This is a genomic window from Afipia sp. P52-10, assembly GCF_000516555.1.
GTDB lineage: Bacteria > Pseudomonadota > Alphaproteobacteria > Rhizobiales > Xanthobacteraceae > P52-10.
The window spans coordinates 2163693-2177035 of sequence record NZ_AZSJ01000003.1 but is presented as its reverse complement, the minus strand read 5'-3'; the positions used below and the strand labels follow the sequence as shown (position 1 = coordinate 2177035).

The 13343-nt window shown below is 64.9% G+C and carries 11 protein-coding genes; 2 read left to right on the top strand and 9 right to left on the bottom strand.

Translation table 11 applies throughout. The features are described from left to right. Positions 1 to 16: 16 nt before the first annotated feature. Positions 17 to 1096: a glycosyltransferase family 4 protein gene (locus tag X566_RS11605; RefSeq protein WP_034466369.1), complete on the bottom strand. Its 1080-nt coding sequence runs from the start codon at positions 1094 to 1096 to the stop codon at positions 17 to 19. 157 nt (positions 1097 to 1253) lie between these two features. Between X566_RS11605 and X566_RS11600 the strand changes: the two genes are divergently transcribed. Then, complete coding sequence (locus X566_RS11600; protein WP_034466367.1) at positions 1254 to 3011, top strand: ABC transporter ATP-binding protein; 1758 nt, start codon at positions 1254 to 1256, stop codon at positions 3009 to 3011. A gap of 647 nt (positions 3012 to 3658) precedes the next feature. On the opposite strand, the gene X566_RS11595 is transcribed toward X566_RS11600, so the two are convergent. The 6 genes from X566_RS11595 to X566_RS11570 form a co-directional block, all read right to left on the bottom strand. Further along, complete coding sequence (locus X566_RS11595; protein ID WP_034466364.1) at positions 3659 to 4159, bottom strand: flavin reductase family protein; 501 nt, start codon at positions 4157 to 4159, stop codon at positions 3659 to 3661. A 56-nt stretch (positions 4160 to 4215) separates the two neighbouring features. Further along, positions 4216 to 4755: a nuclear transport factor 2 family protein gene (locus tag X566_RS11590; RefSeq protein ID WP_034466361.1), complete on the bottom strand. Its 540-nt coding sequence runs from the start codon at positions 4753 to 4755 to the stop codon at positions 4216 to 4218. A 13-nt stretch (positions 4756 to 4768) separates the two neighbouring features. Further along, positions 4769 to 6901 (bottom strand): acetate--CoA ligase family protein, encoded by a 2133-nt coding sequence (locus tag X566_RS11585; RefSeq protein WP_051444030.1) that lies wholly within the window; start codon positions 6899 to 6901, stop codon positions 4769 to 4771. A gap of 176 nt (positions 6902 to 7077) precedes the next feature. After that, a complete protein-coding gene (locus tag X566_RS11580; protein ID WP_034468410.1) occupies positions 7078 to 8310 on the bottom strand; it encodes an ABC transporter substrate-binding protein in 1233 nt (410 codons plus the stop codon). A 75-nt stretch (positions 8311 to 8385) separates the two neighbouring features. Next, positions 8386 to 9144 (bottom strand): SDR family NAD(P)-dependent oxidoreductase, encoded by a 759-nt coding sequence (locus tag X566_RS11575; protein WP_034466358.1) that lies wholly within the window; start codon positions 9142 to 9144, stop codon positions 8386 to 8388. A gap of 1 nt (position 9145) precedes the next feature. Then, positions 9146 to 10459 (bottom strand): LLM class flavin-dependent oxidoreductase, encoded by a 1314-nt coding sequence (locus X566_RS11570; RefSeq protein ID WP_081740145.1) that lies wholly within the window; start codon positions 10457 to 10459, stop codon positions 9146 to 9148. Between the two features lie 194 nt (positions 10460 to 10653). Between X566_RS11570 and X566_RS11565 the strand changes: the two genes are divergently transcribed. Further along, positions 10654 to 11433, top strand: coding sequence for an IclR family transcriptional regulator (locus X566_RS11565; protein ID WP_034466355.1), 780 nt, complete (start codon positions 10654 to 10656; stop codon positions 11431 to 11433). 45 nt (positions 11434 to 11478) lie between these two features. Here X566_RS11565 and X566_RS11560 read toward each other — a convergent pair whose 3' ends face one another. Together X566_RS11560 and X566_RS11555 are read right to left on the bottom strand one after the other, a co-directional pair. After that, entirely contained in the window at positions 11479 to 12459 is a 981-nt protein-coding gene (locus X566_RS11560) for a branched-chain amino acid ABC transporter permease (protein WP_051444029.1), read from the bottom strand. Then, the gene (locus X566_RS11555; protein ID WP_034466352.1) at positions 12456 to 13343 is read right to left on the bottom strand and encodes a branched-chain amino acid ABC transporter permease; all 888 of its coding nucleotides are present in this window, start codon (positions 13341 to 13343) and stop codon (positions 12456 to 12458) included. Before X566_RS11555 ends, X566_RS11560 begins: the two co-directional genes overlap by 4 nt.

Genomic DNA, 13343 nt, shown 5'->3' with positions numbered 1-13343 from the left:
ACGAGCCGTTCGCGGCTTAGGCCGGTCGATGTCCAGCCACGACCTGCGGGCGGAACACCGGGCGGTCGCTCTTCTGGAAGATCAGCTGCTGATAGATGCGCAGGTAATCCTCGGCCATCCGCCGCGCGGAGAATTTCTTCTCGAAGCGTTGCCGCACGACGGCGCGCGACAATTGCGGCAGGTTGTTGATCGCTCCGGCCGCGCTGATTTCGTCCTCGACCACGAAGCCGGTGACGCCGTCTTCGATGATCTCCGGCACGGAACCACGGTTGTAGGCGATCACCGGCGTCCCGCAGGCCATCGCTTCGATCATCACCAAGCCGAACGGTTCCGGCCAATCGATCGGCACCAGCAGCGCGACGGCTCCGGACAGGAACGCGGATTTCTGCCGGTCGTCGATCTCGCCGATGTACTCCACATGCGGCAACGCGAAGAGCGGCTTGATCTCGTCCTCGAAGTAATCCTGATCCACCGCATCGACCTTGGCCGCTACCTTGAGCGGCAAGCCGCAGCGCTGAGCGATGCGAACCGCGCGATCGACCCGCTTCTCCGGCGAAATGCGGCCGAGGAACGCCAGATAGGACGGCGTCACCGGCTGCGGCGTCAGCAGCTTCTCGGGCAGCCCGTGATGCACGGTTCCCGCCCAGTTCGCTTCATGGATCGGCCGCCGCTGCGATTGCGAAATCGACACCACCGGCACGGAGGAGAACGTGGCGAACATCGGCTGATGCTCAGGCAAATCCAACCGGCCGTGCAGCGTGGTCACGAACGGCACGTCCTGTCGTGACAGCAGCGAGAACGGATAGTAGTCGAGATGCGTATGGATGATGTCGAAATCCTGCGCCCGCCGGCACACCCGCTCGATCATCGCCATATGCAAGGCATTCGGATCACGCACCGACCCATCCAGCCGCAGCGCCTTCGGCCACATCGCTTCCAGTGTCGCACGCGTGTCGGAATCACCACTCGCGAACAGCGTCACATCGTGGCCCATCGCCACAAGTTCCTCGGTGAGCCAGGAAATGACCCGTTCGGTTCCTCCATAGAGCTTGGGTGGCACGGCCTCGGTAAGAGGCGCGACTTGAGCGATGCGCATGGATGGCCTCCGCTGATGGACAGGATGAAGGGACCGGCAGGAAGACCGGTCGTCGTGATAGGCACAATTTTCAGATTTGATAGTCGTTCCCGCATGGCAACAATTCTGTCGCACGGACGTTGAGGTCGGGGTTTGCTGTGCCGAGGGGATCGACCGAATGCGTGATATTTGCAGCTGGCGGCAAAGGCCCGTCGGCTATCTTCTTCACTACGCCATGCAGCGGCCGCTCTCGCATGCCGTGATCTTATCTGCCGTCATCACTGCAGTTGCCTGTTCTGTCAGCACACAATACGGCATCAAGTTGCTCGTCGACACATTGACGACACAACTGCACTCGCCTTGGTCAGCCTTCGTCATTCTGGTCTCGCTGATTGCCGCCGACAACCTGCTGTGGCGGCTGGCGAGCTGGGTGGCGAGCTACACATTCGTCCAGGTGACCGGCGACGTGCGCCGGGATTTGTTCCGCCACCTGACGCTGCATTCGCCGAGCTTCTTCTCGGACCGCATGCCGGCCGTGCTGACAAGCCGCATCACCGCCACCTCGAACGCGACCTTCACGATCGAAAACATGTTCGTCTGGAACGTGTTACCGCCGTGCCTGGCGTCGGCGGGAGCGATCATCTATCTCGCGAGCGTCAACCTGGCGATGGCGGCGACGCTGCTCGGTGTCGCCACAATCGTCGTCTTCGTCCTGTTCCACTACGCCTCGCGCGGCAAGCCACTGCACCACGATTTCGCCAGCAAGGCCGCCCTGGTCGACGGCGAAATGGTCGACGTGGTCGGGAACATGGCGCTGGTGAAGGCGTTTTGCGGCTTGCGGCGCGAACATTCCCGGTTCGAGCAGACCGTGCAGCACGAGCTGCACGCCCGCCGCGTCAGCCTGCTCTATCTCGAGCGGCTGCGCTTCGGCCACGCGCTGGTGACCCTCGTCCTCACCCTCTGCCTGCTCGCCTGGGCCTTGATGCTCTGGCAGCAGGGCAAGGCGACCGCCGGCGATGTCGTCATGGTCTGCACCCTCGGCATGTCGGTGCTGAGCGCCACGCGCGACCTCGCCGTTGCGCTGGTGGACATGACGCAGCATCTCGCCCGGCTTTCGGAGGCGCTGCTGACGCTGCTGGTGCCGCACCAGTTGCGGGATCATCCGGATGCCGTTCCGCTGGTGCATGGCGGCGCCGACATCACCTTCAGCAAGGTTTCGTTCGGCTATCCGGCTGGCAAGCAGGTGTTCGACAAGCTCGACCTGTCGATCCGGTCCGGCGAACGCGTAGGTCTGGTCGGCCCATCGGGATCAGGGAAATCGACCCTGTTCACGCTGCTGCACCGCTTCTACGACGTCGACGAGGGCGAGATCAGGATCAACGGTCAGAGCATTCACCGCATCACCCAGGAGAGTCTCTGGGACGCGATCGCGACCGTGCCGCAGGACACGGCGCTGTTCAACCGGTCGCTGCTGGAGAACATCCGCTATGGCCGCCCCGACGCCAGCGACGAGGAGGTGTGGCGCGCGGCCATGGATGCGCGCTGCAACACCTTCATCGAGACGCTGCCGGAAGGGCTGAACACCATCGTCGGCGACCGCGGCCTGCGGCTGTCGGGCGGCCAGCGCCAGCGCATCTCGATTGCCCGCGCCTTCCTCAAGAACGCGCCGATCCTGCTGCTCGACGAAGCGACCTCCGCACTCGATCCGGAATCGGAGGAAAGCATCCGCGAGGCCTTGCACCGGCTGATGGCCGGCCGCACCGTCGTTGCCATCGCCCACCGGCTGTCCACGCTGCGCCACTTCGATCGCATCATCGTCATCAAGGATGGATGCGTGATCGAGGAAGGCGCGCCGACGGCGCTGATGGAACGCGGCGGCCACTTCAGCAGGCTGATCCAAAAGGAGATCACGCTCCTGTCGTCGCGCGCCGCCTGAGCGCAACGGATCCGCACCGCCACCGACGCGCGATCCAGTCGGCGCGAGGCTGGTCCGGATCATCGAGTTCGGCACTGCCGACGTCGAGTTGCCAGCGGCACTCCAACCGGCCGCGATCGCCGCCGACCCAATTCCACTGACAAGTCAGCGTCGGTTGCGGAATCCGGCGCTGGAGGGCCGGGTGCCGAACACCCGGCCGGTTGTCGTTGGCAGCTTTGGTTTGGACCCCGATGCCCCGAAACGCCACGCGCGCACGCCATGACTGCAAGGGGCGGAATTTTGCAAGTCTTGCGAACATCGCTCACCTCCACATCCGCTTTTGCGCGGCAGGCCGGTGAGGATGGACAGTCAGCTAGGCGCCACCGCCAATGCTCACGCGGCCAAAGCCGTCGCGATTGATCTTTATGTCCTGCGGCAGCGCGGATACGGCCATAGCCGCAACGGCATTGCCTGAGAGGGGACTGCCCATGTGCTCTTCGTTGAAGGGTTGAAATCTGCCTGGAGCATTCCAAGCAGTGCGGGCCAGTACGCCCGGGCCCGGACCGAGTCAAGCATCTTGATCCTTGCCGCCGAAGAACGGCGGCCGGTGTCATCGTGGAGCGTGCGATCGCCGTGCAACGGACTGGCGGCGAGCAGCCGCGGCGGCATCAGATCAACTGTTCGAGCTTGCGGAATTGGCCGTCGCGGTAAAGCAGCGCGTCGCGATCGACCGAGACCAGGGCGACGACGCGGCCGATATAGATGTGATGCGAGCCCGACGCGATCCGCTCGGTCACCTCGCAGTCGAAGCTCGCGGCGGCGCCATCGAGCACCGGCGATCCGGTCACCATCGTCAGCCAGATTCCTTCGGCAAATCGCCGCTCGGCGCTGAGCTTCGGCGTCGAGAACAGCCTGGCGATGCCATGCTGCTCCTCGGTCAGGAAATTCACGGCAAAGCAGCCGCTTTCGGCGATGACCGCTTCCGCCGATGCATTCCGGTTGACGCAGACCAGCATCGTCGGCGGCTCGACCGACACCGGACACACCGCGGTCGCCGTCAAGCCATTGCGCTCGCCGCCGGCCCTCGATGTCACGATCGCAACCGACGACACGACCTGTCGCATCCCCAGTTTGAAGTCGTGGGCCGTTACGTCGTTATCTTCGTCCATTCTCACCGTCTCTCGCAATTCTTCCACCTCGCACGCGGCGGATATCCTTGCAACACTCACATTTCGCCTGCGGCTCTGCTCAGCAGGGCGTAGACCGGATCGCTCGGACACGCGCCGCCGATCGGCTGCCGCAGACCGAAGCGCACCTGCTCGGTCGCCTCGGGAGCGACCTGCTCCTCGACCCAGTCATAGACGACCACGCGCTCGGACACGCGCCATTCGCCGTCGCGCTTGTCGAAGCGGTCGCAATAGCGGCCCGCGAGCAGCACCTGGCTGACGCGGCCATCGCCCGCCGTCCCACGCTGAAGCGCATTGAAGTAGCTCTCGACGGCGGCGCCGGTTTCGCTCGTAAACGTGATCAGGATATTGCTGACCTGATGGATGTTGCGGGGGCCGGTCTTGAAGGTTTCCAGCGCCCACTGAAAGAATCCCTCGACCGGGCCGGAGTAACGGCCATGCCGGTCGGTGGCATCGGGCCAGTAGGTGCTGCGCAGCGTCGCCTCGTCGGCGCGATCGATGCCGCGGCAATAGCGATACAGGCAATCGCGGATCGCTTCCCGGTCGAGCAGCTCGGTCAAACGGCGATCGTTATCCATGATCCCTCCACACTCAATGGCCGGCTTGCACGGATGTCGCGCCGCCACCGAGAACCAGCAGTGCATCGAGCGGCACCGCGCCCTGCCCCTTCGGCAGCGCCAGGACCGGATTGAGATCGATGCTGTCGATCAGATCGGCATTCGCCGCCGCGAAACGCGACAACGCCGACAGCATCTGCGCCAGCGCGTCGATATCGCAGGGCGGCGCCCCGCGCACCCCTTGGAGCATCGCGTAGCCTCGAATTTCGCCGATCATCCGCCGCGCTTCGCCAACATCGAACGGCGCCACGCGGAAGGTCACGTCTTTGAGCACTTCGACGAAGACGCCGCCGAGGCCGAACATCACCACCGGGCCGAACACCGGATCACGCATCACGCCGACGATGGTTTCGACCCCGCCGGAGATCATCGGCGATACCAGCACGCCGTCGATCCGCGCCTCCGGGCGCTTTTCCTTGGCGCGCGCCAAAATCGCAGCAGCGGCGCTGCGTGCCTCTTCCTCGCTGCGCACGCCAACCACCACGCCGCCGATTTCGGTCTTGTGGGCGATGTCGGCGGACGCGATCTTCAGCACGACCGGAAAACCGATTTCAGCCGCCGCGCGGCCGGCATCGTCGCCCGACGCCACGAGCAGCTCCTTCGGAAAGGCGATGCCCGCGCGGCTCAGCACCTGCTTGGCCTGGTGCTCGCTGAGTGCGCCCGACAGATCGGCGATGCGAGGCGGCGCGGCACCTTGTGCTTGATCGGTTTTCGCGCGATCAAAGCTGTTGCGGAAGTGAACCAGCGCCCCCAGCGCATTGACCAGCGCGGTGCCGTCCTCGAACACGAGGAAGCCCTTCTCCTCATAGCTGCGCACGATCTCCGGCGGCGCCGACATCGTCAGCGACAGCACGCAATCGCGCTGCCCCCCGGTCGCATCCTCAAGCGCCTTGCGCAGCGAGGCCGCGAAGGTCGGGCTCGCCGGACCGCTGCCGAAAATGCCGGCGAACATGTCGTAGCCGCCCTTTTCCAGCATCGCCCGGATGTAACTGGTCATCAGCGGCAGATCGGTCAGCGCCTGCGCCGTCGCATCGACCGGGTTGCGCGGCGAGGCATAGGGCAGCATGGCCCGCATCGCGTCCTGCGCCGGCGCGGGCATCGGCGCGACATCGAGCCCCGCCGCTGCGGCATCGTCGGCCATCTGGATGCCGAACCCGCCGGAGAGCGTGAAGACGCCGAACCTGTTGGTTTTCGGATAGACGCCGCGTGCGCAGGCATAAGCGATGTCGACCTGCTCGGCGGTCGTGCGCGCACGGTAGACGCCGTATTGACGGAACACCGCATCGAACACGGCGTCCGAGCCCGCAAGCGCCGCGGTGTGCGAGCTTGCCGCCTGGGCGCCGACGTCCGAACGCCCAACCTTCATGAACACCAGCGCCTTGCCTTTCGCCCGCGCCGCCTCCAGCGCCTCCAGGAAGGTATCGCGGTTGCGGACGCCTTCGGCATAGGCCATCACGACCTTGGTGTCGGGGCGATCCACGACCCAGCGCAAGGTTTCAGCGACATCGATGTCGCATTCGTTGCCGGTGGTGATCCAGTGGCTGATGCCGAGCCCGCGCTGACGCGCGAGATGGGCGATGTGCGAGCCGTAGGCACCACTCTGCGAGACGATCGCGATCGGGCCCGGTGGCATGAATGCCGCATCCAGCACCGCCGAGAACGTGCCGTAATATCCGGCACTGACATTGAACACGCCGAGGCAGTTCGGCCCGAGCACGCGCATGCCGCTGTTGCGGGACACGGCAGCGATCTGGTCCTGCATCGCCCGTCCTGCATCGCCGGTCTCGGCAAAGCCCGCTGAGAAGATGATCGCCGCCCGTACGCCGCGTTCGGCACAATCCTTGAGCGCCTGCAGTGTCGCCGATGCAGGCACCGCCAGGATCGCCACGTCCGGCGTTTCCGGCAGCGCGCCGACCGAAGAATACGCGGCAAGCCCCTGCACCGTGCTGCGCTTCGGATTGATGGGATAGATCGCGCCCTTGAAGCCACCCTCGCGCAGATAGCGCAGCGGCCGCCCGCCGATGCGCGCGGCGTCTTCCGAGGCGCCGACCAGCGCAATCGAGCGCGGCGCCAGCAACGGATCGAGCGATGACGGATGCTGAGACATGACGGCGCTTCACCACGACACTTGACCGCGGCAACACACACGCCGCGGCACGTTCAACGCTCGGATCCACATCCCGGCGGCCGTCCGAGCCCAGCCGCTACACATGCCGCCCGCATCGGCTGACGGCATCACGCAAGAGGGTGGCTGGCCCCGTGCGGCTCCAGCCACCCGCCGCCTCACGGTGTGTTCAGGAGCGGGCAGACGCTGTCGAACGCCGGACGCCAGGCGTCCTCGCCCGGCACCGTGCCGACGACCTCGTAGTAGTCGTAAGGGTACTTCGAGTCCTGCGGCGACTTGATCCGCGCCGCATAGATCGGCCGCATCACCTGGCCGTCGGCACGCACCGTCACGTTCTTCATCTCGAAGTCGTTGACCGGCAGCTGTTTCATCTTCGCCATCACCGCATCGCCATCGTCCGAACCGGCCGCAGCGACCGCCTTCAGGTAGTGATTGACGGCGCTGTAGGTGCCGGCCTGCGCCTCGTTCGGCATGCGGCCGTTGAACGCCGCCTGATAGCGCTTGGTAAAGGCGCGGGTCTCGTCGGTCCGATCCCAATAGAACGGCGTCGTCAGCCGCACGCCCTGCATCACCTTCAAGCCGATGCCATGGGTGTTGTTGATGAACATGCCGAGCGGCGCGAGCTTCTGTCCGCTGCCGGCGATGCCGAACTCCTGCGCCTGCTTCATCACGTTGGCGAAATCCGCCCCCGCATTGGCGATCGCGATCACCTTCGCCTTGCTCGCCTGCGCGCGCAGCAGATAGGAGGAGAAGTCGCTCGAGTTCAGCGGATGCAGCACCGAGCCCAGCACCTTGCCGCCGCCCTGCTGGATGAACTTGGTGGTATCCTCCTGCCACGCCTTGCCGAAGGCATAATCGACGGTGATGAAGAACCAGGTATCGTCGCCCTGACCGAGCAGGGTGCGCACGATCGCACGCGGCATCGCGTAGGTGTCGGTCACCCACTGCGTGGTCATCGGCGAGCAGCGCTCGTTGGTGAACATCGACGACGCCGTGCCCGCGAGCATGTACGGCTTCTTGCGCTCCTTCATCAGGTCGTTGACGGCGAGCGCGATCGAGGAGGCCGAGCAGCCGACGATTGCATCCACGCCCTCGCTGTCCAGCCAGCGCTGCGCGGTGGCGATGCCGACGTCCGGCTTGTTCTGATCGTCGGCGATCACGATCTCGATCTTCTTGCCGGCGATCGCCCCGCCGGCATCCTCCACCGCCAACCGGGCGGCAGTGACGGCACCAGGGCCGCAATTGTCGGCGTATGGCCCGGATTGATCGTTCATCACCCCGATCTTGATGACATCTCCCGATATTCCTTGCGCGGTCACCGGCGCAGACGGCAGCAGCATGACCGCGGCACAAGCCACGGCGCAGCTTAAACTCGTGATCGACCTCATCATGGTATCCTCCCCTTCTCCCTTGGTTTTATTCGTCTTGTTGTCAAACGCCTGTCGATGGTCCGCGTCCGCCCGCAATCAGGAGAACGCGTAGGTGATGCCGCCATCGACGAACAGCATGTCGCCGGTGATGAAGCTGGATTCGTCGCTGGCCAGAAACACGGCGGCATTCGCCACGTCCTGCGGGGTGCCGAGCCGGCCGATCGGAACGCGCGCACGGCGGCGCTCCCAGGCCTCTTCGGTGACCACCAGATTCGCGCCGTCCGTCGGCGTCGGTCCCGGTGCGATCGCGTTGACGCGGATCTTGCGCGGTCCGAATTCGGCGGCCGCCGAACGCGTGCTGGCGGCAACCGCCGCCTTGACGGCGGTGTACATGACGCCGTTGGCCATCGCCAACACCGCGGCCGGCGAGGCGATGTTGACGATCGCGCCGCCGCCTGCCGCGGTCATGTCGTCGAGCACCGCCTGATAACCCCAGATTACGCCCTTGAAGCCGACATCGATCATCCGGCCGATCATGTCCTCGGTCTGATCCTGCAGCGGCCCGTACCTGTTCCACATCGCGTTGTTGACGAGAACGGTGACGGGACCGAACGTACGGCGCAGCCGATCGACGGCGGCGAACACGTCGTCACGCTTGGCGACGTTGCCGACCAGCGACAGCGCCGAACCGCCCGCCGCTTGGACCGCGGCGACCGCATTGTCGGCGACGGCCGCCTTGAGATCGAGGACGCCGACCGCGGCACCCTCGCGCGCATAGGCCTCGACGATGGCGCGGCCGATGCCGCGCCCGCCGCCGGTGACGAGCGCAACGCGCCCTTTTAGCCGACCCGCCATCTCAACCCGCCTTCGCCGCCTTGGCGAACGTCTCGCGCGTAGCCATCGGAATGGCGCCGCCGCGGGTCGGATCGGCGTAGGTCCCGCCCGCCGTGGCGTAGTCCTTGCCGGCCTGCCGCTCGAGCACGATGCCGATCGACTCGACGTTGGGCACATCCTTCTCCGCCAGCGCCGGCATCCGCGGCTTGCGGGCGAGCGCCGCCTCGATGAAGGGAGCGAGCTCCTCCTCCTTCTTCTTGACGCGCTCGTCCTCGCGCTCCTTCAGTTCGGGCATCACCTCCTTGGCGAACAATTCCATCGCCTCGCAGATGTGCTCATGCTTGTTCATGCCGGACTGCTGGATAAAGATCATCTGGTCCACGCCGACATCGGCGTAGCTCTTCAGATGCTCGCGCACGCTCTTCGGCGTGCCGATGCTGCCGGAGCCGGGCGTCTCCTTCATATCGTCCTTGATCGTCAGGAAGCGCTTCCAGAGATTGGTGACGCCGGGACGATGCTCGCCATAGACCGCATAGTGGGCGATCGAATAGCCGAAGAAGCGGAAGCCATCGAGGCCGCGACGGATCGCCTCGTCGTGGTTCTCGTGCACCATCATGCCGTTGAGTGTCGCGAAGTTCGCATTCACCGTGTGGCCAATCGGCACGCACTCGTCCGACTTGATGATCTGATAGTACTCGTCACGCCAGATCTTGGCCTGCGACGCATCGACGAAGCCGAACACCAGCGCGCCGACGCCGTTGCGCGCCGCACGCAGGATGCTCTCGCGCCGCGAGCACGCCATCCAGATCGGCGGGTGCGGCTTCTGCACCGGCTTCGGCACGATGTTACGGACCGGCATCGAGAAGAACTGCCCGTCGTAACCCGGATAGGGGCGCATCGTCATCATGTTCGCGGTCTGCTCGACGCCTTCGCGCCACATCGCCGTCTTCTGATCCGGCTGAATGCCGAAACCATGCATCTCGATCAGCGAGCCGGATTCACCGGTGCCCCATTCGAGTCGCCCGCGCGAGACGAGATCCAGTGTCGCCAGCCGCTCGGCCACGCGGGCGGGATGGTTGTATTTCGGCGCCGACAGGCAGATGCCGTGGCCGATGCGGATGTTCTTGGTGCGCTGCGAAACCGCGCCCAGGAACACCTCCGGCGCCGACGAATGGGAGTATTCCTCGAGGAAGTGGTGCTCGACCTCCCACATGTTGTCGAAACCCAGCCGGTCGGCGAGTTCGATCTGGTCGAGCGCGTCGTTGAACAGCTTCTGCTCGCTGCCTTCTTCCCACGGCTGCGGCAACTGGTGCTCGTAAAAGACCCCAAGTCTCATCTCATTCCTCCCATTGAGCGCCGTCCGGTGCGGCACCGGAAGATCATTGTCTCGCGCTCATTTGCCTGCACGACAGGCGTTCACGCCTTGACTGCGATCATGATCTCATGCGGATTGTGGAGGTGCCAGAACAACTCATATGTACTGTTCAATTTCACAACCATAAAGTTGGCCGGCGGAGGAGAAGCAAAGCGATGACCACCTCGCAGGTCAAATCGGCAACGCGGGCGATCGAAATCCTCGAGTATTTCAAAAAGACCCGGGAGCCGCGCGCCATGTCGGACATCGCCGCCGCGCTCGGCTATCCGCAGTCGAGTACGACGGTGCTGCTGAAGACGCTGATCAGCCTCGGCTACCTGAATTTCGATCGCGGCGAGCGGCTCTATTTTCCGACGCCGAAGGTCACCGCGCTTGGCGACTGGGTACCGCGGGCGCTGTTCGGCACGAGCCGCGTGCTCGAGGCGATGCGCGACGTCCACGCGGCCACCGGCGAGACCGTCTCCATCGTCACCAAGAACGACGTCTACCTGCAATACGTCCAGATCATCCAGTCGGTCCACGCGCTGCGGTTTCATGTCGACGAAGGCGCGCTCAGGCCGCTCACCCAGTCCGCCGCCGGCTGGCTGTTGTTGTCCACCATGCCCGACAACAAGCTGGACAATATCATCCGCCGCGCCAACATCGCCACCGAGAAGGCCGCCGACCGCGTCAAGATTCCGGAAATGCTCAAGCGGCTGAAGCAGATCCGCAGCAAGGGCTATGCCGCGACCGAAAACGTGCCGTTCCTGGGCGGCGCCACCATCTGCGTGCTGCTGCCGATCCGCATCCAGAACCAGCCCGTCGCGCTCGGCCTCGGCGGCGCCAGCGAGCGCATCCGGCAAAACCACGATCGCTACCTGACCATCCTGCAGCGGGCCGCCAGGGAGATGCGGCCGAGCGACCCGTTCGACGAACCGATCGATATCGAATTCTAGATCACGATCCAGACCGGAGCGACCACGTTCTCCGCGCGAACCGCGCTAGCTCTGTTGCCCGACGGCCGGCGCCGCCGCGGACCCAGCGCCGCCCTGTGCCTTGCGCCGCGTCAGATAAGCGCCGAGCGCGGACAACTCGCCAACGAAACCGCGACGGAAGAACACGATGACGATTAGCAGGATACAGCCTTGCGCGATCAGCGCCCACTCGCCGAAACCCGCGAGGTAATCGTTCATCAGGATGATGATCGCCGCGCCGAACATCGGACCGGTCAGCGTGCCGAGCCCGCCGAGCAGCGTCATCAGGATGACCTCGCCCGAAACCTGCCAGGAGACGTCGGTCAGGGTCGCGAACTGGAACACCGTCGCCTTCAAACCGCCGGCGAGACCGGCCATCGCCGCCGACAGGGTGAACGCCACCAGCTTGAATTTTTCCGGATCGAAGCCCAGTGACTCGACCCGCGCCTCGTTGTCGCGGATCGCCTTCAACACCTCGCCGAACGGCGAATGCACCACCCGGTAGAAGGCGAAGATCGCTGCCGCCGAGATCGCCAGAACCACGTAGTAGTAGTTGAAGTTGTTACGCACATCGATCAGGCCAAACAGAGCGGAGCGCGGAATGCCCTGCATGCCGTTCTCGCCGCCGGTGAACTCCGCCTGCAGCAGGATGAAGTAGACGAACTGGGCGAAGGCGAGCGTGATCATCGCGAACTGAATGCCCTGCCGCCGGATCGACAGCCAGCCGATCACGAGCCCAAGCAACGCCGACGCCGCGACACCGCCGAGAATCCCCACCTCCAGCGGCACCGCCGTCGTCTTCAGGATATGGCCGGTGATATAGGCCGCGCCACCGAAGAACATCGCATGGCCGAAGCAGAGCAGACCGGCATAGCCGAGCAGCAGGTTGAACGAGGATGCGAAGATGACGAAGCAGAGGATCGTCATCAGCAGCACCGGATAGACGACGAACGGCGCCGCCAGGGCGGCGAGCAGCGCCGCGATCACCACCAGCATTTTCCAGCTCATCGCGCACCCTCGCTGCGGCCCGCGAACAGGCCGGACGGCCTCAAGAACAGCGCGACGATCATGAACAGGAAGATCACGACGCTCGCCGCCGGCGGATAGAACACCTTGGTCAGACCCTCGACCACACCGAGGATGTAGCCGGTGGCGATCGCACCGGCGATCGAGCCCATGCCGCCGATGACGACGACGGCAAACACCACGATCAGCACGCTCGAGCCCATCGACGGCGAGACCTGATAGATCGGCGCCGCGAGCACGCCGCTCAGGGCGGCGAGGCCGACGCCGAAGCCGTAAGTAAGCGTGATCATCTTCGGCACGTTGATGCCGAACGCCTCGACGATGGCCGGCCGTTCGTTGGCCGCGCGCAGATAGGCGCCGAGTTTGGTGTGCTCGATCATGATCCACGTGCCGATGCAGACGACTAGCGAGAACAGCACCACCCAGGCGCGGTAATACGGCAGGAACATGAAGCCGAGATTGATCCCCGACGGGATCGGATTGTCATAGGGCAGGCCGGTCGAGCCGTAATTGCGGCTGATCAAGCCCTCGACGATCAGCGCGACGGCGTAGGTCGCGAGCAGGCCGTAGAGGTGATCCAGGTTCTGCAGCCGGCGCAGCACCAGACGCTCCATCACCATGCCGAAGGCGGCGACCACGACCGGCGCGATCACCAGCGCGCCCCAGTAGGGCACGCCGAGATGCTGCAGCAGCAGCCAGGCGACGAACGCGCCGAGCATGTACTGCGCGCCATGGGTGAAGTTCACCACGTTCATCAGACCGAAGATGATCGCGAGGCCCATGCTCAGCATCGCATAGAAGGCGCCGTTGATCAGGCCGAGCAGGAGTTGGCCGAACAGCAGTTGGGGCGAGATGCTCTCGAACAT